Source organism: Macrococcus brunensis, from assembly GCF_004359615.1.
GTDB classification, from domain to species: Bacteria; Bacillota; Bacilli; order Staphylococcales; family Staphylococcaceae; genus Macrococcus; species Macrococcus brunensis.
The window spans coordinates 32265-53452 of record NZ_SCWA01000010.1 but is presented as its reverse complement, the minus strand read 5'-3'; the positions used below and the strand labels follow the sequence as shown (position 1 = coordinate 53452).

Genomic DNA, 21188 nt, shown 5'->3' with positions numbered 1-21188 from the left:
ATTTTTAAGCTAAGTCTTGATATAAAGTTTCAATTTTAGTAGCCAGTTCACTGACAGGGACTTCAAATGACTCACCCGTCTGACGAACTTTCACTTCAACAATTTCATCTGCCGCCTGTTTGCCGACGACGATACGAAGCGGTACCCCAATCAAGTCTGCATCGTTAAACTTAACGCCTGCACGTTCTTGACGGTCGTCATAAAGAACCTGATAGTTTTTAGAGAAGTCCGTGTAAAGCTGGTCTGCAAGCAGTCGTTGAGCCTCTTGTTTCGGGTTGACTGAGATCACATGGATATCAAATGGCGTGATTGATTTCGGCCAGATAATGCCGTTGTCATCATGATGCTGTTCAATGACAGCACTCAGTGTACGGGAGACGCCGATACCGTAGCAGCCCATAATCATTGGCTGTGCTTTCCCTTGTTCGTTCAGGAATGTCGCCTTCATCGCTTCAGAGTACTTTGTGCCCAGCTTAAAGACCTGACCGACTTCAATCCCCTCTGCAAACTTAACAGGACCACTACCATCAGCCGCTTCTTCACCTTCTAAGATGAAGCGGAAGTCGCCATAAGTTTTAACCTTAAAATCGCGACCTGCATTCGCATTGATATAATGGTAATCTGTCTCATTGGCACCTACTGCAAGGTTGTTGATATCCTGTACCGCATTGTCTGCATAGATATCAATCTTCGTCACGCCGACTGGACCGAGTGAACCCGGCTTCGCGTTCATAATGCCTTCAATCTCTGCTTCAGTCGCCATTTCAACCACTTCAGTACTAAAGAAAGATTTCACTTTGACGTCGTTTAATTCATGATGACCGCGTATCAGGAACATGACGAAACGATCGTCTACTTTGATGATCATCGACTTAACGATCTCATCAAGTCGTTTACCAAGTAAGTCTGCCAGCTGCTGCGCTGTCTTGACACCTGGTGTATGAATTTTTTCAAGTGCCGTTTCTGCTGAATACTGAACATTCGGCGTATAAACAACTTCAGCTTTTTCAATGTTTGCAGCATAGTCACTGCCCTCTGTATAAGCAATCGTATCTTCACCGATTTCAGCAAGCGCCATAAATTCATGTGTATGGCTGCCGCCGATCGCACCACTATCTGCAATGACCGGACGGAACTTAAGACCGACGCGGTTATAGATATTGCTGTATGCCTGATACATATCCTGATAAGTCTCGTCCAGTGACTCTTCTGTCGCGTGGAAGCTGTAAGCGTCCTTCATGATGAACTCACGTCCACGCAGTAGACCAAATCGAGGACGTTTTTCATCACGGAATTTATTCTGGATCTGGAATAACGTCACCGGAAGCTTCTTATAAGACTTCAGTTCATCACGCACTAAGGACGTGATGATCTCTTCGTGCGTTGGTCCGAGCGCAAACTCACGACCGTGACGGTCTGTCATACGCATCAGTTCAGCACCATAGCTTGGCCAGCGTCCACTTTCCTGCCACAGCTCAGATGGCTGCAGTGCCGGCATCAGAATCTCGACGCCGTCTATAGCTTCCATTTCTTCACGCACAATCGCTTCTATCTTATTAAGTACGCGTTTAGCAATGGGTAAATAACTGTAGACCCCGCTCGCGATCTGCTTAATCATACCTGCTTTCAGTAAAAGCTGATGACTTTTAGATTCCGCATCATTAGGCACTTCACGTAATGTCGGAATAAACATTTTAGATTGTTTCATGTCTTAACCTCCTATTAATTAAAGAAATATCGTTGTATATCGTTCCATGTCACCATAATCATGACAAAGAATAAGAAAACAGCACCAGCAGTAATAATGACAACTTCCGCTTTTTTGTTAACAGGCTTTCTGAAGATTGCCTCATAGATGACAAAGAGAATGCGGCCGCCGTCAAGAGCTGGAATCGGCAATAAGTTCATAATCCCTAAGTTCACAGACAGCATTCCTGCCCATGATAATAGTGACAGGATACCCAGCGATGCAACCTTCTCTGTATTCTTATAAATACCGACCGGTCCGTTCAGCATATCGAAGCTGAAGTGTCCCGTGAATATACTGGAGAAGAGTTGACCTACCAGCATGAAGATAAGAGACATCATCTCAATTGTTTTGAAAAAACCATATTTAAATGGTGCAAGGAAATTATCATGTGTCATCATCGGATTCACACCGATAGCATACTTTTTAAGTGTTTTAGTTTTTTCACGGTACTCCATCTTCTTCGGAGTCACTGACTTAGTCAGTTTCTGACCGTCTCGTTCAATCAGAAATTCATGAGTCTCTCCATCTTTTAAGTGTGGACCCATATCTTCGAATTTATCGATTTTTTGACCGTCAATCTCCAGAACTTTATCTTTCATCACGAGTCCTGCTTTATCTGCCGGGCTGTCTTTTAAAATTTCACCGATGATCGGTTTATCTGTCGGTGTACCAGATACAAACGCGAGACCAATGAAAATGACGAGTGCCAGTAAAAAGTTAAACAGCGGCCCAGCAAAAAGCGTCAAAAATTTTGGCCACGGTTTTTTATTTTTAAACTGGCGGTGGCGTGGTGCAATCTGCACGAGGTCACCTTCACGCACGAAGTAAGCTTCATCAGCCAGTGTATAACGCACGCGTTCATTCGTATAACTGTCTATACCTTCTATAAAGAGACCATCTTCAAAATCGCTGTCTTCCACTTCCAGCTGTTCAATCTGTCTGAACTGATGCTGATCATCTAAGATGACATGCGTCACTTCACCTGCAGTATTACGTTTAATGCTGACCGTCTGTCCTGCTGTCAATGGATTCTGTTCCATACCGCTTCCGGCCATCATAACGTATCCGCCGACCGGTAGCATTCTAATCGTATAAAGTGTTTCGTTTTTCTTGTAAGAGAATATTTTGGGTCCCATACCAATCGCAAACTCAGGACACATAATACCCGCTCTTTTAGCGAAGTATAAATGCCCAAACTCATGGACAGTCACTAATAACCCAAAGACAAATATAAATGCGATAATCCCTATCATACTTTACACCTCATATTGACGCGATTTATAATCCGCGTCGACTTTCAGTATCGTTTCCAGGTCAGGATGCTGGATGACTTCATGCTGCTCCATCTCTCGCTCAATCAGTCGCTCGATATCAAGAAAACTGATCTCTCCGTTTAAGAACATCTGCACGGCGACTTCATTGACAGCATTCATGACAACAGGCATTGTGCCACCGATCTTAATCGCATCGTAGGCGAACTTCAGACATCTGAAGCGCTCGAAGTCCATCTCCTTGAAGTCCAAAGTCCCGAACTTCGCTAAGTTAAGACGTTCACCTTGACGAGGGAGTCTATCTGGATAGCTGAATGCGTATAGAATCGGCATCCGCATATCCGGCGTGCCGAGCTGAGCCATGACACTCGTATCATTAAACTCAACCATCGAATGAATGACGCTCTCTTTATGAAGAATAGTCTCAATCTTCTCAACCGGCAAGTCGAAGAGCCATTTCGCCTCGATGACTTCCAGTCCTTTATTCATCATCGTCGCAGAATCAATCGTAATCTTCTGACCCATTGACCAGTTCGGATGGTTAAGCGCATCTTCAAGTGTGACATTCTCGAGTTCACTGCGCGTTTTATCTCTGAAAGAACCACCGCTTGCTGTAATGATGATCTTCTCAATATTTTTCGGGTCCTCACCGTTTAAACACTGAAAAATCGCTGAATGCTCAGAATCAACAGGCAGAATATTAACGCCGTACTTTTTCGCATGCTGCATGACTATTTCCCCTGCAACAACGAGTGTCTCTTTATTGGCTAGCGCAATATCAATCCCCTGTTCTATCGCATGCAGAGTGGGTCGTAGTCCCACACTGCCTAAAATGGAATTCAGCAGCATATCGTTTTCATAATAGCCGGCTACAGCAAGAAGTCCTTCCTCACCGTGCACAACTTCAATGTCGTATTTCTCCAATACTTTTTTATCTTCTGCGTTCTGGACAGAGACGATAGCGGGCTTAAACTCCTCGATAATATTAATTGCAAGGTCTATACTACGCCCTACAGCAAAACTTACAAGCTTGTATTCTTCCGGATGCTGACGGATAATATCCAATCCTTGCATGCCAACTGAACCACTCGCACCTAAAATTCCTATTTTTTTCATGTCATCACCTAACTCTGAAAGTTAATTAAAAAGATATTGATCAACGGCAGAACAAATATCAGGCTGTCAAAACGGTCCAATATACCACCGTGACCTGGCAGCAATGTCCCTGAGTCTTTCACGCCGAAATTTCGTTTCAATGCAGATTCCACTAAATCACCTAACTGACCGGCTATACTGAACAACCATGTTACAAAGATGAGCGGGACCAGTCCGAGCGGCATCTCATAGTTAAGTGCAAAGACAATTGCGACGATCGTACTGCTCGCTATTCCACCAATAAAGCCTTCTATCGTTTTGTTGGGACTGATTTCCGGCCATAGTTTACGTTTGCCGAATAAACGTCCAAATATGTATGCACCTGTATCTGTTAACCATACCACAAGCAGCGCAAAAAGGAGATAATGCAGCCCGTGATGTCTTGTTTCGTAGAAATACATAAAGCCGATACCGACATAAGCTACCGCCAGCATACAGAATGCCGCATCAACGAATGAGAAACGGTTTTTAGAAATCACTGTATGGCTTAGCAGAATCAGGCTGATAATAATCAAAAAAGGGACCTGGTAGTCACTTTCTACAATTCGACTGCGCGCAGGCGACATAATCAGGCAGAGCGCTGCAGTACTGATCAGACCAGGTAGTGAATAGAGCTTGATACGCTGCATGTTCAGTACTTCCTTAAGCGCGACGATTGCGAGTAAGTATGAGAGCAGCAGCACAGGAATTCCGCCGTAAATGACAATCGGTAAGAAAATTGCCATTGCGATAATCGCTGTTATTGTTCTAGTCTTCATCCATTCAGCCCTCCGAATCTCCGCTGTCTCTTACAGTAGGTATGAATCGCGTGATCAAGGTCTTCTGGTGCATAATCCGGCCAAAGTTTTTCATCAAAAACAAATTCACTGTATGAAGTCTGCCAGAGCATGAAATTACTGAGACGTTTTTCTCCAGAAGTGCGGATCAATAGCTCCGGATCGGGATAATCTCGTGTAAAGAGTGCCTGTCCGACACGTTCCTCATCGATATCATCCAGTTGAATCTCATTGTTTTTATAGGCAGCTGCCAGCAGCTGCACAGCAGCGACGATTTCTTTCCGCCCCCCATAATTCAATGCGAAGATCAGCTTCATTCCCGTATTATTCTCTGTTTCCCGCTGAACTTTGTAAAGTGCTTCTTTCGTATGCTCTGGCAGCTGTTCGATAAAACCGATAGATTCTACTTTCACATTATTTTTCATTAAATCCGGTAGAAACGAAGCCAGAAAATCAACCGGTAATTTCATCAAGTAATTGACTTCCTCTTTCGGTCTCGACCAGTTCTCAGTCGAAAACGCATAAAGCGTGAGGTATTTAACCCCAATCTGACTAGCATGAGTCGTAATTCTTTTGACCGTCTGCATGCCTTCATAATGCCCTTTCACACGAGGCATCTTTCTATTTTTAGCCCATCTGCCATTGCCATCCATGATGATAGCAATATGTTCCGGCACAACGTCATGTTCGATGGTTTGAGAAGCGTTCTTCTTAAATATATTAAACATAGCGGTCCTCCAACTTTGATACTAAACTTCATTCTAACATATCTACTCTTCTATTTAACCACAAAAAAAGAGCCGATGTCTCACAATAAGTGAAACATCAGCCCCCAGTTATTAGACAGCCATAATATCCTGTTCTTTAGCCGCTGTTAAGTCATCAATTTTCTTGATATGGTCATTCGTTAAGTTCTGAACATCTTCTGTGTAGCTGCGAAGATCATCTTCAGTCAGTTCACCAGATTTTTCAGCTTTTTTCAGTTCATCGTTAGCATCACGACGAATATTACGGATAGCCACTTTTGCGTTTTCTGCTTCTTTTTTCGCTTCTTTTACGAACTCTTTACGACGTTCCTCTGTCAGTGCTGGCACTGTAATACGGATTACTGTACCGTCAGAAGTTGGATTGACACCTAAATTAGCCATATTGATTGCTTTAAGGATATCATCGATAGAAGATTTGTCATAAGGTGTCACTACAAGCATTCTTGCTTCAGGTACTGAAATACCTGCAAGCTGTTGTACAGGTGTATCTGCACCATAGTAATTAACAGACACGCGGTCAAGTAAGCTTGCGCTGGCATGTCCTGCACGGATGCCTGCAAACTCACGAGTTAAGCTGTCAATACTCTTTTGCATTTTGTCTTTTGTTTCATTGATGATCTCTTTCGTCATAAGAAATAACTCCTCACTTATTTTGTTATCGTTGTACCGATTTCTTCTCCCATGATGGCACGCTTAATGTTACCATCCTCCATAATTGAGAATACCACGAGCGGGATGTCGTTGTCCATACAGAACGAGCTTGCCGTTGAATCCATGACTTGCAGACCTTCCTGCAGCATCTGAATATACGTCAGTTTCTCATATTTTTTCGCTGTCGGATCGAGTTTCGGATCTGCTGAGTACACACCATCTACATTGTTTTTACCCATCAGAATGACATCTGCTTCCATTTCTGCTGCACGAAGAGCGGCAGTTGTATCAGTTGAGAAGTATGGATTGCCGATGCCGGCTGCAAAAATAACGACACGTCCTTTTTCCAGATGGCGGATTGCACGGCGTCTGATGTAAGGTTCTGCTACTTGCTGCATCGCGATTGAAGTCAGAACACGTGTATCACAATCAAGCTGCTCAAGACTATCCTGCAGGGCAAGTGAATTCATCACTGTTGCAAGCATCCCCATGTAATCGGCTGTACCACGGTCCATGCCGAGGTCGCTGCCAGTTTTACCACGCCAGATGTTGCCGCCACCGACAATAACAGCCACTTCACAGTCCATTGTTGCCACTTCAGCGACCTGCTTCGCAATATTTTTAATGATAACGGGATTGATACCGAATCCCGTATCTCCTGCTAATGCTTCTCCACTTAATTTCAGTACGACTCGTTTATATTTAGATGTATCCATTGTTATTCCGCCCTTTCGCTCGTTTATTTTAACTCTTCTTTATTGAAAGAAGCGCACAAACTATATGTATTATATCAGTTAATGACTAATCTGTTAATGCTTAAAAAAAGACACGAATCATCTTATTGAATCATCGTGTCTGTCTAATATTATTTGTTGATTTGACCCATTACTTCATCAGCGAAGTTATCTTGACGTTTCTCGATACCTTCACCCACTTCGTAACGAACGAATGATTTTAAAGAGCCACCTTTTGATTTAAGGAATTCAGCAACTGTCTGATCAGGGTTTTTAACGAACGGCTGATCGACTGCACAGATTTCTTCAAGGTATTTACGAAGACGACCTTCAACCATTTTTTCAACGATATTTTCAGGTTTACCTTCATTTAATGCTTGCTGCTTTAAGATATCTTTTTCATGCTCAAGTTCTTCAGCAGAAACTTGCTCACGAGAAACGAATTTAGGGTTAAGTGCTGCAATGTGCATTGCAACGTCTTTTGCTGCTTCAGCGTCAGTTGAGTTTTCTACTACAGCAAGAACACCGATACGGCCGCCCATGTGTAAGTACTCACCAAATGTGTCAGCATCTGTTTTAGTTGCAAGAACAAAACGACGTAACGTTAATTTTTCACCAATTGTTGAAATTGCTTCGTTCATTTTATTTTCAACTGTTTTACCGTCTGACATTTCTGAAGCCATTAACGCTTCAACATCAGCTGGTTTAGAAGTTAAGATGTGATCTGCCATTTCTTTTACTAATGCTTGGAAACCTTCATTACGTGCAACGAAGTCAGTCTCAGAGTTTAATTCTAAAAGAACTGCATCGTTACCTTTAGAAGCTACATAAGTTGTACCTTCAGCTGCGATACGGTCCGCTTTTTTAGCTGCTTTAGCGATCCCTTTTTCACGTAAGTAGTCTACTGCTGCATCAATGTCACCATTTGTTTCAGTTAATGCTTTTTTGCAGTCCATCATACCTGCGCCAGTTCTTTCACGAAGTTGTTTTACTAATTGTGCTGTAATTGCCATGAATAATTCCTCCAGATAAAAGTAATGTTCTTCACTCATTAATCATACTAAATTGTCAGCCAAAAGGCGAAATATTTACATGATTTCTTTAAAAAAGGTGATAAGTAAACTTATCACCTTAGTTTATTATGCTTCAGTCGTTTCTTCAGATGTTGCTGGAGCTTTTGCTTCTGTTAAGTCGATGTTCTGCTCAGCTGCAACTTCTTCATCTGAAACGCCTTGTTTTGCTTCAAGAATCGCATCTGCCATTTTACCTGTTAAAAGTTTAACGGCACGGATAGCATCGTCGTTTGCAGGGATAACGTAATCGATTTCGTCAGGATCACAGTTTGTATCAACGATACCAACGATTGGAATGTGTAATTTTTTAGCTTCAGCAATCGCGTTACGCTCTTTACGAGGGTCAACAACGAAGATAGCTGAGGGCATAGATTTCATATCGCGGATACCGCCTAAGAATTTGATCAGACGATCGTATTCTTTTTTAAGCTCAACGACTTCTTTTTTAGGAAGGACTTCGAAAGTACCGTCTGCTTCCATTTTTTCGATTTCAGCAATACGTTTTACACGTTTGTTGATTGTTTTGTAGTTCGTTAATGTTCCACCTAACCAACGTTGGTTGATGTAGAACTGACCTGAACGCTCAGCTTCTTCTTTGATTGCTTCCTGCGCTTGTTTTTTAGTACCAACGAATAATACAGTACCGCCTTCTTCAGCAACAGATTTCATGAAGTTGTAAGCTTCTTCAACTTTCTTCACTGTTTTTTGAAGGTCGATGATGTAGATACCGTTTCTTTCTGTGAAGATATATTTCTTCATTTTTGGGTTCCAGCGACGAGTTTGGTGTCCAAAATGTACACCAGCTTCTAACAATTGTTTCATTGAGATAACTGCCATTTTATTTTCCTCCTATTGGTTTATTCCGCCACTACAGGCAATTCCAGAACAGCATGATGCTGCACCACTGAAATACTTAGCTATAGTGTGTGAATTAGCTTTTTTAAAAGCCGTTTACTAATATATCACATTGAACAAAAAAAAACAACCATATTAATGGCTGTTTTCAAGTTCTTTCAGGAACTGTTCTTTCTTGATTTTAATGAATGTTCCTTTCATACCAAGTGATCGTGATTCAATGACGCCTGCACTTTCAAGTTTACGCAGTGCATTGACGATTACTGAACGTGTAATACCAACTCTATCCGCTACTTTTGAAGCGACAAGCAGCCCTTCATTCGCATTCAGTTCCTCGAAGATATGCTCAATCGCTTCTTTCTCAGAGTAAGACAGAGAATTGATGGCCATTGTAATTGCTGCTTTGTCACGGGCTTTCTGCTCGATTTCTGTATGTTTTTCACGCAGGATTTCCATGCCGACGACTGTTGCGGCATATTCGCCGAGCACTAAATCATTCTCGACAAAATCTTTGTCCACACGACCCAGTACAAGTGTACCTAATCGAGTGCCGCCACCTTTAATAGGAATAATCGTAGTCATACTCTCTTTAAAGAGATTCTCATTTTCAGGTGGAAAGACGGTCAATTTATTTTCGAGAGGAATATTGGATTCTGTTTCTTCTACTTTAAGAATGTAGTCAGTATATTCTTTAGGAATCTGACGCTCTTCAAGCATTTTGATGATGCGTTCATTCTTCAGAAGTTCGTTGACACCGAAGCCAAGAATTCTACCGCGACGAGAGATGATGAAGACATTCGACTGCATCACGCTACCCAGCTGATCAGCCATTTCTTTAAAATCGACTGCTAGTCCTTCATGTTCCTGTAATAATTTGTTGATATCACGTGTTTTCTTTAATAAAGACATTTTATGCTCTCCTTTAGAGTATAAATTCGCTGAGATTTTTATTTTTTGCAATCGAACCAAGTTTTGATTCAACATACTGCTTCGTTATTTCAACATGAGCATTCGGCATTTCAGGTGCTTCAAATGATAAATCCTCAAGCATTTTTTCCATGATCGTATGAAGACGTCTTGCACCGATGTTATCCGTTTCCTGATTGACTTCAAATGCAATTTCAGCAAGACGTGTAATCGCTTCGTCAGTAAATGAGATCGTCACGTCTTCCGTCGCTAGTAAACTCTCGTACTGACGTAAGAGCGAGAGTTTAGGTTCTCTCAGGATCTTTTCAAAATCTTCTACTGATAATTTGTTCAGTTCGACTCTGATCGGGAAACGACCTTGTAGTTCTGGAATCAGGTCACTTGGTTTAGAGACATGGAAAGCGCCTGCACCTATAAAGAGAATATGTTCTGTATTGACCGCCCCATATTTAGTCTGTACCACGCTGCCTTCTACAATCGGCAGAATGTCGCGCTGTACGCCTTGGCGGGAAATATCCTGTCCTCTTTCAGAGCTGCCGGCAATCTTATCGATCTCATCGATAAAAACAATACCGAGCTGTTCTGTCAGCTGGACTGCTTCTTGATTGACGGATTCCTGGTCAATCAGTTTACCCGCTTCTTCATCAATTAGAATCGGACGCGCTTTTTGAACGGTCAGTGTTCTTTCCACTTTTTTCTTCGGCATCATCTGACTGAGCATATCCTGCATATTGTTACCAGGCATATCCATACCAAACGGAAGACTTTGTTCCTGCTCGACTTTAATCTTGATGACTTCTTCTTCTAATTCACCTGCTAACAGGCGGCGTCTGATGTCCTGTCGCTTCGTTGATACTTCAGGCGTAACCTCTTCTTCTTCAGGCAGATCCATCATTGGCATCTGACCACTGAAAAGTGCTTCAAATGGGTTTGAACCACTCTGTTTCTTCTTCTTGATAGCAGGCACCAGTAATTGAACGAGGCGTTCATCTGCCTGTTTAGTGGCTTCATCTAAAACTTCTTTCTTCTTCTCTTCTTTGACCAGTCGAATTCCATTTTCAACTAAATCTCTGATCATGCTTTCGACGTCACGTCCGACGTATCCTACTTCGGTATACTTCGTTGCTTCTACTTTAACAAAGGGTGCACCGACCAGGCGGGCAATACGGCGGGCTATCTCAGTCTTACCCACGCCGGTTGGTCCCATCATCAAAATATTTTTCGGGATGATTTCCTGCTGCAGCTGGTCATCCAGTTTCGAGCGACGATAGCGGTTGCGTAAACTAATCGCTACTTTTTTCTTCGCTTCTTCCTGACCCACGATATGCGCATTCAGTTCAGCTACGATTTCCTTAGGTGTCAATTTCAGTTTTTGATTCATAGTCTCCCCCCTAAAGTTCCTCAAGAATAATGTTATGGTTCGTGAACACACAAATATCCGCCGCCGTCTCGAGGCTTGCTTGTGCAATTTCACTGGCAGATAGATGAGGTGCATGTTTTTTGAGAGCGCGACCGGCACTCAGTGCGTAGTTGCCGCCTGAACCGATAGCGATGATATCGTCATCCGGTTGAATGACTTCTCCCGTCCCACTCACAAGGAGCAGCTCTTTATCATCCATGACGATGAGCATGGCTTCAAGCTGACGAAGCATTTTATCACCGCGCCATTCTTTTGCCAGTTCTACAGCAGCACGTGATAAGTTACCATTATATTCATAAAGTTTCGATTCAAACTTCTCGAACAAAGTAAAAGCATCTGCAACACTTCCGGCAAAGCCAGCGACTACTTTATCGTCATAAAGACGACGTACTTTTTTGGCTGTCGCTTTCATAATAACCTGTTCCCCGAGTGTCACCTGACCATCGCCCGTCATAGCCGTGTGGCCGTCGTGTCTGATTGCAAATATTGTAGTCAATTCATTTCTCTCCTTTAGGCACGAGGATGTGCACTTAAATAAGTTTGTCTGAGATGTTCTTTTGTCACATGCGTATAGCGGCCTGTTGTTGATAAATTAACATGTCCCAGTAAATCCTGAACCGTTCTGAGGTCAGCGCCTTCATTTAAGAGATGTGTCGCAAACGTATGACGCAGCATATGGGGATAGATATGCGACACCTGACCTGTTCGCTTTATGATATCAGTCAGAATATAACGGACACCTCTCGCTGTCAGTATACCGCCCTGCTGATTAATCAAGAGCCCATCATGATCTTTCGCGTACTTTCGTCTGAGCAGCAGGTAATCCCTTAAGCTGTCAAGCGCAAAGTGGCCAAATGGGACGATGCGTTCTTTATTCCCTTTACCCAGCACTTTGAGCACCATCATCTCTTCGTCAATATCCGTCAGCTTAAGACTGACGAGTTCAGATACCCGGAGACCCGTAGCATACAGCAGTTCAAGAATAAAGCGATCTCTTTTGTGAAATGGTTTTCCTTGATCAACTTCAGCAAAGAGTCGTTCCATTTCCTCCTCGTAAAAAAACTGAGGCAGATATTTATCCTGTTTCGGATGAATCAGGCTGTCAAATGGATTCGTCTCTTCCTGATCCAGATTTAAAAACCGGTAAAAGGTCTTCAGACTGGAAATCTTTCTGGAAACAGAGGCACGCGTCAGTTTCTGGTTATATAAGTACACGAGATAGCCTCTCGCATCTCGATATTGAAACGTTTCAATCTGTAGATGCTGTTCTTTTAAATACTGTTCAAATTGTACAACATCCTGAATGTAAGCCGTCTGAGTATGAGGTGAAAATCCTTTTTCAAGCAGCAGATAACGGCTGAAATCTTCTATGGCCTTGTTCATTATAGCACCCCATTTATCCGAATTGTATCACAATTCAGAAATTATTATCAATTCATAGCTTTACAATGTGACTTTAAATTGATCAAGGCTTTCAAGTGCTTTATGCGCAAGCGTTTCATACCGTTCTTTTTTATCTTTGATTCGTTTTTCAAGGCTTGGTAATAGTCCGAAGTTCGCGTTCATTGGCTGGAAGTTTTTCGCATTCGTATGTGTAATGTAATGTGCCATCGCACCAATCATTGTTGATTTCGGAAATACAATCGGCTGAATCCCTGTCGCTATCTTTGCGGCATTAATGCCTGCAATCAAACCACTTGCTGCACTTTCCACGTATCCTTCGACACCTGTCATCTGACCTGCCAGGAACAAATCGTCTTTTCCTTTAAACTGATAAGTCGGCTGCAGATTAGTCGGAGAATTGATAAATGTGTTACGGTGCATCACACCATAACGGACGATTTCCACGTTCTCAAGACCCGGAATCAGCTGAAGAATTTCTTTCTGTGCGCCCCACTTCAGATGCGTCTGGAAACCGACGATATTGTATAACGTACCTGCTGCATCGTCCTGACGTAACTGAACAACCGCAAAAGGACGTTTACCTGTTTTAGGGTCTTCCAGTCCAACTGGCTTCATAGGTCCAAATAACAATGTTTTTCGGCCACGTTTCGCCATCTCTTCAAATGGCATACAGCCTTCAAAATAGATTTCTTTTTCAAATTCTTTAAGTGGCACCACTTCTGCATCTAGAATGGCCTGATAGAAGCGGTCAAATTCTTCTTCCGTCATCGGACAGTTCAGATAAGCGGCCTCTCCTTTATCGTAACGGGACTTCAGGTAAACTTTATTCATATCGATAGAGTCCTTCTCTATAATCGGAGCTGCTGCATCATAGAAATAAAGGTGATCCTGACCTGTCAGTTCCTGAATGCTTTTAGAAAGTTTTTCAGTTGTCAGAGGTCCAGTTGCCACGATAGTCGGTCCTTCTGGAATCGAGTGAATTTCTTCATTAAATACAGTGATATTGGGATGTTTTTTTAATGTATCCGTGATGTAGCCACTGAATTCATGACGGTCTACTGCTAATGCGCCGCCGGCAGGAACACTTGCTGCATCTGCTGCTTTCATGATCAGCGAGTTGAGTCTCCGCATCTCTTCTTTTAGAACACCCACACCATTTGTCAGTGCATTACCTCTTAATGAATTTGAGCAGACAAGCTCAGCAAATTTATCAGTATGATGAGCAGGTGTCTGTTTCACCGGTCTCATTTCATATAAGTTCACTTTAATATCGCGTTCTGCCAGCTGATAAGCTGCTTCAGAGCCGGCAAGACCAGCCCCGATTACATTTACTTCTGTCGTCATTATAATTCCTCCTTAATCCTTACTGATTGTAATATATTCTGATAATTAAATAAACTAAAAGAACGATGTGCTTAAGCACATCGTCAGTTTATTGTGGTTTTTCTTCGTATTCACAGTTCGTGCAGACCACTTGAATATTCTTGCCTTTCTTACGTTCAACAAGCTGTGATTCACATTTCGGACATTTTCTCGGCACTGGTTTATCCCATGAAATATAGTCACATTCTGGATAGTTGGTGCAGCCGTAAAAAATACGATTTTTCTTCGATTTCCGCTCGACTACCTCGCCATTGTCACACTTCGGACAAGGCACTCCGATTGTTTTAACGATTGCTTTTGTATTACGGCAGTCCGGAAAATTGGAACAAGCCATAAATTTACCGTATCGTCCCATCTTGATAACCATCGGAGAACCGCATTTTTCGCAGTCTTCTCCAGCAGGCTCATCCTTGATTTCAATCTTCTCCATCTCTGCCTCTGCACGTTCTAAATCAATCTTGAAGTTGTCATAGAAAGCAGCAATGACTTTTTTCCATTCCATCTCACCGTTTGCGACACGGTCAAGTAAAGCTTCCATATTGGCAGTGAAATCAACTTCGACAATCTCTGGGAAGTATTCTTTGACACTGTCATTGACGATAGTCCCAAGTTCCGTCGGATAAAACTTCTTCTGATCCACTTTCACGTAGTTACGCTTCTGAATCGTATCAAGTGTCGGTGCATAAGTAGAAGGTCGACCGATGCCCTTCTCCTCAAGTGTCTTGACGAGACGTGCCTCGGTATATCGTGGCGGGGGCTGAGTAAAGTGTTGATTTTCAGCGATATCTGTCGCCTGAACTTGATCACCGACCTCAAGTTCAGGTAGTCGGTTTTCCCCTTCTTCTTCCGCATCGTCCTGTCCTTCAATATAAACGCTCATAAAACCTTTGAATTTAATCGTCTGACCATTGGCACGGAATTTGATGTTGCCTTGAGTGAGGTCAACGGCTACTGTATCGATGACAGCGGGTGCCATCTGACTCGCCATAAAGCGTTCCCAGATCAGCTTATATAAACGAAGCTGGTCTCGTGACAGGTAGTCTTTCATTGCATTCGGTGTGCGAAGCGCTGAAGTTGGTCGGATAGCTTCATGGGCATCCTGCGCGCCTTCTTTTTGTTTGCCTTCCGTACGTTTAGATAAATAGTTGTCACCGTACTGTTCTTTGATGTAACCTGCTGCCTCACTTTTAGCAGTCTCAGAAATACGTGTGGAGTCTGTTCTCATATAAGTAATCAGACCGACCGTTCCTTGTTTTTTAAGGTCAATCCCTTCGTACAGCTGCTGAGCGAGCATCATCGTCTTACGTGCTTTAAAGTTCAGTTTACGTGCTGCTTCCTGCTGCAGGGATGAAGTTGTGAACGGGTTAGCAGGATAACGGAGCTTTTCTTTTTTAGAAACGTCTGTGACATCGAACTGATTACCAGATAACTGGCTGACTATCGCTTTGACATCATTACTGTTTTTCAGTTTCTTCGGTTTATTATTCTCATGCAGGAACTTCGCTTTAAAAGTGACACCATTATGTTTAAATGTGCCATCAATCGTCCAGTATTCTTCAGGTTTGAACGCATTGATTTCTTCCTCACGGTCAATAATCAGCTTAAGTGCCACAGATTGAACACGTCCTGCTGACAGTCCTTTTTTGACTTTCTTCCATAATACAGGTGAGATGTTATAGCCGACGAGACGATCGAGTGCTCGACGTGCCTGTTGTGCATCCACTAGTTCATGTTTAATTTCGCGCGGAGATTTAAAACTCTCCTTCACAGCATCTTTTGTTATCTCATTAAAAACAACACGTGATTTTGCTGTTTGATCTATATCCAGTATATGTGCCAAATGCCAGGCAATCGCTTCACCTTCACGGTCCGGGTCACTTGCGAGATAGACGTGTTTCGCTTTTTTCGCATGTTTTTTTAAATCCTGTACAACAGGACCTTTACCGCGGATCGTAATATATCGAGGTTCAAAATTATTATCAACATCAATGCCCATCTGACTACGCGGTAAGTCTCTGACGTGTCCCATAGAAGCAATGACTTTAAATTTCTTTCCTAAATACTTTTCAATGGTTTTTGCTTTTGCAGGCGATTCAACAATGACAAGATTCTCTGCCAATTGTATCTCCCCTTCTTAACTCGTTTTCAAGTGTAAATGATAACGGTCAAGGATAGTGCTGTCAATTATTAAATTTTCAGACGATAAAATCTTCGAGGATATCACTCGCCTTTAAACACATCTTTGCCCCTTCAAAAATCTTCAGATTACTGCCTTCAGAATACTGACTTGTAACCGGCCCCGGGATACAGTAGACGTTTCGGTTCTGATCAAGCGCCTGATCCAGTGTGATCAAACTACCCGAGCGTTTTTTACTCTCAATGACCAGCACCCCTTCAGCAAGTCCGCTGATCAGCCTGTTGCGTTCTGGAAACTGCCATGTCTTTGGTCCCGCAAAAGGGGGATATTCACTGACCACCAGCTGATGTTCTTCCATATGGCGTCTGAGTAAAGCAGTTTCGCTCGGATAATGATGCAGGTGGCCGAAGCCGAGTACGCCGATTGTCCGACTGCCGTGTTCCATGGCAGCTAGATGCGCATCAGCATCAGTTCCTTTAGCCAGACCACTTACGATAGTCAGGTCACGTAGTTCAGGCATCAAACGCGTGAGAACCTGTTTTGTATAATCTGTCCGCTCACGACCACCTACTATCGCAAGCGCCTTGTTCTGTGCAAGTTTAATATCTCCTCTGTAGAAGAGGACGAAAGGAAAGTCGTAGATTTCTTTTAATAAAACAGGATAATCAGATTCATGATAAAACACCGTCTGAATTTGATCACGGCTCAAGTTCTGTCTGATTTGTGTGCTATCAAGTTTTTTCAGGCATTGTAGCTTGGCACGTAGACGCTCATCCTGCCCTTCTCTTAGCAGCATCTCATATTTTTCAGTGACGAAGTCAAAACAGCCAAACTGACGATAATACTGATGAAGCTGTTTCGTAGTAAAACCTGCATAAATTAATTTTAGAATCAGATCATTCATGTCTTCACCTCAACTTCATCTTAAATGTATTTGATAAAGAATCAGTAACAGAACTATGAACTTTGAACATTCATTATGTAAATTTCATCGAGAAAAAAAGTTGATTATAATTACAACTAACAAAAAAAGGCAGACATCAGTCCGCCTTTTAACATATTATTTAACTGTTAAACATTTTTCGTATAAGCCGTCTTCTTCTTTAATACGTTCTACTAATGTAGAACCGATATCAGAAGGTGTCGCAGCTGTTTTAATGCCAGCAGCATTCATCGCTTTGATTTTTTCTGCAGCTGTACCTTTACCGCCTGAAATAATCGCACCTGCGTGACCCATACGTTTACCTGGAGGCGCTGTCTGACCACCGATAAAGCCGACAACAGGTTTTGTCATGTTCGCTTTCACCCATTCAGCAGCTTCTTCTTCAGCTGTTCCACCGATTTCACCAATCATCACGACAGCATAAGTTTCAGGGTCATTGTTGAATGCTTCTAAACAATCGATGAAGTTTGTACCGTTAACCGGGTCACCACCGATACCGACAGCTGTCGTCTGACCGATACCGAGCTGAGTTAACTGGTGAACTGCTTCGTAAGTGAGTGTTCCTGAGCGGGAAACAACACCGACGTGACCTTTTTTATGAATATAGCCTGGCATAATACCAATCTTACATTCGTCAGCTGTGATAACACCCGGACAGTTAGGTCCAACGAGGCGTGTTTTCTTGCCTTTCATATAGCGTTTCACTTTAACCATGTCGAGAACTGGAATATGTTCTGTAATACAGATGGCAAGTTCAAGTTCAGCATCTACACATTCAACAATGGCATCAGCTGCAAATGGAGCTGGCACGTAGATAACAGATACTGTAGCGCCTGTTGCTTTAACTGCTTCCTCTACTGTATTAAAAACAGGCACGCCTTCAACTTCCATGCCGCCTTTACCAGGTGTAACACCGGCTACGATCTGTGTACCGTATTCAATCATCTGTTTAGTATGGAAAAGAGCTGTTGATCCTGTAATCCCTTGTACTAATACTTTCGTATTTTTATCAATAAATACTCCCACGAATTTCTCCCCGCTTCCTATTTAGCTTGTTTAACTAATTCAACGATTTTCTGTGCCCCTTCTGCCATTGTACCGGCAGGTGTGATCGCTAAGCCTGAGTTCTCCAGAATTTCTTTACCCTGGTCAACGTTTGTACCTTCTAAGCGCACCACAAGAGGAATCGTCAGTTCAAGTTCTTTAGCTGCCGCAACGACACCTTCAGCGATAACATCACACTTCATAATACCACCAAAGATATTGACGAAAATACCTTCTACTTTATCGTCACCTAAGATGATCTTGAATGCTTCTGTTACTTTCTCTTTCGTCGCACCGCCCCCTACATCCAGGAAGTTTGCCGGATTGCCGCCGAAATGGTTGATAGTATCCATCGTTGCCATCGCAAGACCCGCACCGTTGACCATACAGCCGATATTGCCATCGAGTGCAATATACGCAAGGTCATATTTAGATGCTTCGATTTCTTTTGGATCTTCTTCTTCTAAGTCACGAAGTTCAACGATGTCTTTATGACGGAACAGTGCATTAGAATCAAAGTTGATTTTTGCATCAAGCGCAAGTACATCGCCTGAACCTGTTGTGACAAGCGGATTGATTTCAATGATAGAAGCATCTTTCTGGATGAAGACATCATAAAGACCCATCATAATTTTCACTGCTTTATTCACAGATTCTTTAGGAATATTGATGTTGAACGCTAAACGACGCGCCTGGAACGGCATAAGACCTGTTACAGGGTCGATGACTTCCTTAAAGATTTTTTCCGGATTAGATTCAGCTACTTCTTCAATTTCTGTTCCGCCTTCTTCTGACCCCATTAAAACAACAGAGTCAGTGGCACGGTCCAAAACGAAACCAAGATAATATTCTTTTTGAATATCGCAGCCTTCTTCTACTAACAGACGTTTGACTTCTTTACCTTCAGGGCCTGTCTGATGTGTCACCAGTACTTTACCTAAAAGTTCTTCAGCATAACCTTTCACTTCATCTAAGCTTTTCGCAATTTTAACGCCACCCGCTTTACCGCGGCCCCCTGCGTGGATTTGAGCTTTAACGACGTAAACGCCCTCTTTTAATCCTTTTGCTACTTCTAATGCTTCGTCAGGTGTATAAGCAACTGAACCATTAGGTACAGCTACACCCATTGAGCGAAAAATTTCTTTCCCTTGATACTCATGGATATTCATCTTCCATCCTCCTAAATACGGGTTAAATTCAGCTTACGGTTCAATTATAGAAAATGTAAGCGTTATTGTAAACGATAATTGTCAGACATTGCTGATAATTGACTTAATGGGTTCGAATGTCCGGCGGTGTATCGGAGTGATTCCCCGTTCCTCTATGCCCGCTAAATGTTTTGCAGTCCCGTAGCCGGCATTCTGACTGAAATCATAGCCGGGGTATATCTTGTCATAATCCGCCATCAATCTATCGCGGTATTCTTTTGCGAGAATACTCGCAGCGCTGATGGAGACACTGCGCATATCTCCTTTAACAATCGCTTCTTCGATTAAGCCGGTATCAAGCGTCATGGCATCGATTAAGAGAACAGTCGGCTTAACCTTCAGACTTTCTACAGCACGTCGCATCGCAAGCTTTGACGCCTCGTATATATTGACTTCGTCGATTTCTTCTACAGAGGCTATCCCAATCGCATAATCCCGCACCTGACTGAGAAGACTTGTTTCAATACTTTGACGTTTCTTCGCAGACAGTTTTTTCGAATCTGTCATACCCGGATAATAATGACCTTCTTCCAATATGACGGCACAGGCGACAACGGGACCAGCGAGTGGTCCTCGCCCTACTTCATCTATACCGCAGATAATTTCACCTGGATAACGATTCTCAAATTCCATCGCCTGCAAATAGTTTTCTTTGATTTTGACAGCCTGTTCCAGCTGCTTCAGTCTCTGTGCGACCAGCTTTTTGGCACCGCTCCGCGTGTCCTGCCCAAAATCATTTAAAATATCTTCCGCCACATGATAGTCCTGCAGCTCGTTTTTAAGGTCACTCAGTTTCATCCGGTTGTCCTACTTCTTCTACCCGGTCAAACGTATAACGGCCCACTTTCGCATTACGAATATCACGAACGACAAGTTCAATGACAGATTCATAATCGATTTCATTTCCTTTGTTTTTCATACCGCGGCTCCTGCCGATCTGATCGAAGATTTCCAGATACGAATCATTTTCTTCTATTGTAATATTGTAATGTTTATTCAGTGTTTCAAGATCGTACATCTGCATGTATTCAAGTCCGTAGATAGCCACTTCGTCAAGATGGACAATGCTGTCTTTAATCGCACCCGTCAGACTGAGCTTTTTACCGACAACCTGATCTTCAAATTTCGGCCAGAGTATACCCGGTGTGTCTAACAGTTCAAGTGTTTTACCGACTTTAATCCACTGCTGTTTCTTTGTGACACCCGGCATATTACCTGTCTTAGCAAGTGATTTTTTAGCAAGACGGTTGATAAGAGTTGACTTTCCGACATTTGGAATACCTACAATCATGGCACGTATCGCACGTGGTCGGAGTCCTTTTGCAGCTAGTCTTTCAAACTTTTCTTTCGTCACCGCTTCTGCTGCTTTGATGACCATATTTAAGTTCTTGCCGTTCTTCGCATCCAGCGCAACCGGATAGACGCCTTCAGCTTCAAAGTGCTTCATCCATTTCGCTGTCTCTCTCGGGTCTGCCATATCCATTTTGTTGAGCAACACGACGCGCGGCTTATCCTTGATGATATCACTGATCATCGGATTACTGGAGGAATATGGAATTCGTGCATCCAGTAGTTCAAAGACACAGTCCACCATCTTCAGCTGTTCTGTTACTTCGCGTCTTGCTTTGGCCATGTGGCCGGGAAACCATTGTATTGTCAAAGTCATTACCTTCTTTCATTATTCTTTAAG

The 21188-nt window shown here is 42.8% G+C and carries 20 protein-coding genes; all 20 read right to left on the bottom strand.

Annotation, left to right across the window (positions count from 1 at the left end; all coding sequences use genetic code 11):
* Nucleotides 1-4: 4 nt before the first annotated feature.
* A complete protein-coding gene (locus ERX27_RS06700; protein WP_133432065.1) occupies nt 5-1708 on the bottom strand; it encodes a proline--tRNA ligase in 1704 nt (567 codons plus the stop codon).
* 14 nt (nt 1709-1722) lie between these two features.
* Nucleotides 1723-3003 (bottom strand): RIP metalloprotease RseP, encoded by a 1281-nt coding sequence (gene rseP, locus ERX27_RS06695; protein ID WP_133432064.1) that lies wholly within the window; start codon nt 3001-3003, stop codon nt 1723-1725.
* A 3-nt stretch (nt 3004-3006) separates the two neighbouring features.
* On the bottom strand, nt 3007-4137 hold the full coding sequence (gene dxr / locus ERX27_RS06690; RefSeq protein ID WP_133432063.1) for a 1-deoxy-D-xylulose-5-phosphate reductoisomerase: 1131 nt from the start codon (nt 4135-4137) through the stop codon (nt 3007-3009).
* 8 nt (nt 4138-4145) lie between these two features.
* Complete coding sequence (locus ERX27_RS06685) at nt 4146-4934, bottom strand: phosphatidate cytidylyltransferase (RefSeq protein WP_133432062.1); 789 nt, start codon at nt 4932-4934, stop codon at nt 4146-4148.
* Entirely contained in the window at nt 4931-5680 is a 750-nt protein-coding gene (locus ERX27_RS06680) for an isoprenyl transferase (protein ID WP_133432061.1), read from the bottom strand. The genes ERX27_RS06685 and ERX27_RS06680 overlap by 4 nt, the downstream gene beginning before the upstream one ends.
* A 111-nt stretch (nt 5681-5791) precedes the next feature.
* On the bottom strand, nt 5792-6349 hold the full coding sequence (gene frr / locus ERX27_RS06675) for a ribosome recycling factor (protein WP_133432060.1): 558 nt from the start codon (nt 6347-6349) through the stop codon (nt 5792-5794).
* Nucleotides 6350-6366: 17 nt separating this feature from the next.
* Nucleotides 6367-7086 carry a UMP kinase gene (gene pyrH, locus ERX27_RS06670; RefSeq protein ID WP_133432059.1) on the bottom strand — a complete coding sequence of 240 codons (720 nt, stop codon included), beginning with the start codon at nt 7084-7086 and terminating at the stop codon, nt 6367-6369.
* A gap of 149 nt (nt 7087-7235) precedes the next feature.
* Entirely contained in the window at nt 7236-8117 is an 882-nt protein-coding gene (gene tsf / locus ERX27_RS06665) for a translation elongation factor Ts (protein ID WP_133432058.1), read from the bottom strand.
* Between the two features lie 126 nt (nt 8118-8243).
* Entirely contained in the window at nt 8244-9014 is a 771-nt protein-coding gene (gene rpsB / locus ERX27_RS06660) for a 30S ribosomal protein S2 (RefSeq protein WP_133432057.1), read from the bottom strand.
* A 153-nt stretch (nt 9015-9167) separates the two neighbouring features.
* A complete protein-coding gene (gene codY / locus ERX27_RS06655) occupies nt 9168-9941 on the bottom strand; it encodes a GTP-sensing pleiotropic transcriptional regulator CodY (RefSeq protein WP_133432056.1) in 774 nt (257 codons plus the stop codon).
* Nucleotides 9942-9954: 13 nt separating this feature from the next.
* A complete protein-coding gene (hslU, locus tag ERX27_RS06650) occupies nt 9955-11340 on the bottom strand; it encodes an ATP-dependent protease ATPase subunit HslU (RefSeq protein WP_133432055.1) in 1386 nt (461 codons plus the stop codon).
* A 10-nt stretch (nt 11341-11350) separates the two neighbouring features.
* Nucleotides 11351-11875: an HslVU peptidase proteolytic subunit gene (gene hslV / locus ERX27_RS06645; RefSeq protein WP_133432054.1), complete on the bottom strand. Its 525-nt coding sequence runs from the start codon at nt 11873-11875 to the stop codon at nt 11351-11353.
* A gap of 14 nt (nt 11876-11889) precedes the next feature.
* Entirely contained in the window at nt 11890-12762 is an 873-nt protein-coding gene (locus tag ERX27_RS06640; protein ID WP_133432053.1) for a tyrosine recombinase XerC, read from the bottom strand.
* Nucleotides 12763-12822: 60 nt separating this feature from the next.
* Nucleotides 12823-14127 carry an FADH(2)-oxidizing methylenetetrahydrofolate--tRNA-(uracil(54)-C(5))-methyltransferase TrmFO gene (trmFO, locus tag ERX27_RS06635; RefSeq protein WP_133432052.1) on the bottom strand — a complete coding sequence of 435 codons (1305 nt, stop codon included), beginning with the start codon at nt 14125-14127 and terminating at the stop codon, nt 12823-12825.
* Nucleotides 14128-14215: 88 nt separating this feature from the next.
* Nucleotides 14216-16285, bottom strand: a complete 2070-nt coding sequence (topA, locus tag ERX27_RS06630; protein ID WP_133432051.1) for a type I DNA topoisomerase — start codon at nt 16283-16285, stop codon at nt 14216-14218.
* Nucleotides 16286-16361: 76 nt separating this feature from the next.
* Nucleotides 16362-17207, bottom strand: a complete 846-nt coding sequence (gene dprA / locus ERX27_RS06625) for a DNA-processing protein DprA (RefSeq protein WP_133432050.1) — start codon at nt 17205-17207, stop codon at nt 16362-16364.
* Between the two features lie 156 nt (nt 17208-17363).
* Nucleotides 17364-18272 (bottom strand): succinate--CoA ligase subunit alpha, encoded by a 909-nt coding sequence (gene sucD, locus ERX27_RS06620; protein WP_133432049.1) that lies wholly within the window; start codon nt 18270-18272, stop codon nt 17364-17366.
* A 17-nt stretch (nt 18273-18289) separates the two neighbouring features.
* Nucleotides 18290-19459 carry an ADP-forming succinate--CoA ligase subunit beta gene (sucC, locus tag ERX27_RS06615; RefSeq protein ID WP_133432048.1) on the bottom strand — a complete coding sequence of 390 codons (1170 nt, stop codon included), beginning with the start codon at nt 19457-19459 and terminating at the stop codon, nt 18290-18292.
* Nucleotides 19460-19540: 81 nt separating this feature from the next.
* The gene (locus ERX27_RS06610) at nt 19541-20296 is read right to left on the bottom strand and encodes a ribonuclease HII (protein ID WP_133432047.1); all 756 of its coding nucleotides are present in this window, start codon (nt 20294-20296) and stop codon (nt 19541-19543) included.
* Complete coding sequence (gene ylqF, locus ERX27_RS06605) at nt 20283-21158, bottom strand: ribosome biogenesis GTPase YlqF (protein WP_133432046.1); 876 nt, start codon at nt 21156-21158, stop codon at nt 20283-20285. Before ylqF ends, ERX27_RS06610 begins: the two co-directional genes overlap by 14 nt.
* Between the last annotated feature and the right edge of the window lie 30 nt (nt 21159-21188).

Coding starts and splice junctions, on each gene's coding strand:
- sucC (WP_133432048.1), bottom strand. CDS start 19,459: ATGAATATCCATGAGTATCAAGGGAAAGAAATTTTTCGCTCAATGGGT.
- ERX27_RS06685 (WP_133432062.1), bottom strand. CDS start 4,934: ATGAAGACTAGAACAATAACAGCGATTATCGCAATGGCAATTTTCTTA.
- rseP (WP_133432064.1), bottom strand. CDS start 3,003: ATGATAGGGATTATCGCATTTATATTTGTCTTTGGGTTATTAGTGACT.
- tsf (WP_133432058.1), bottom strand. CDS start 8,117: ATGGCAATTACAGCACAATTAGTAAAACAACTTCGTGAAAGAACTGGC.
- rpsB (WP_133432057.1), bottom strand. CDS start 9,014: ATGGCAGTTATCTCAATGAAACAATTGTTAGAAGCTGGTGTACATTTT.
- frr (WP_133432060.1), bottom strand. CDS start 6,349: ATGACGAAAGAGATCATCAATGAAACAAAAGACAAAATGCAAAAGAGT.
- dprA (WP_133432050.1), bottom strand. CDS start 17,207: ATGAATGATCTGATTCTAAAATTAATTTATGCAGGTTTTACTACGAAA.
- ERX27_RS06700 (WP_133432065.1), bottom strand. CDS start 1,708: ATGAAACAATCTAAAATGTTTATTCCGACATTACGTGAAGTGCCTAAT.
- codY (WP_133432056.1), bottom strand. CDS start 9,941: ATGTCTTTATTAAAGAAAACACGTGATATCAACAAATTATTACAGGAA.
- dxr (WP_133432063.1), bottom strand. CDS start 4,137: ATGAAAAAAATAGGAATTTTAGGTGCGAGTGGTTCAGTTGGCATGCAA.
- hslU (WP_133432055.1), bottom strand. CDS start 11,340: ATGAATCAAAAACTGAAATTGACACCTAAGGAAATCGTAGCTGAACTG.
- trmFO (WP_133432052.1), bottom strand. CDS start 14,127: ATGACGACAGAAGTAAATGTAATCGGGGCTGGTCTTGCCGGCTCTGAA.
- ERX27_RS06640 (WP_133432053.1), bottom strand. CDS start 12,762: ATGAACAAGGCCATAGAAGATTTCAGCCGTTATCTGCTGCTTGAAAAA.
- ERX27_RS06680 (WP_133432061.1), bottom strand. CDS start 5,680: ATGTTTAATATATTTAAGAAGAACGCTTCTCAAACCATCGAACATGAC.
- pyrH (WP_133432059.1), bottom strand. CDS start 7,086: ATGGATACATCTAAATATAAACGAGTCGTACTGAAATTAAGTGGAGAA.
- ERX27_RS06610 (WP_133432047.1), bottom strand. CDS start 20,296: ATGAAACTGAGTGACCTTAAAAACGAGCTGCAGGACTATCATGTGGCG.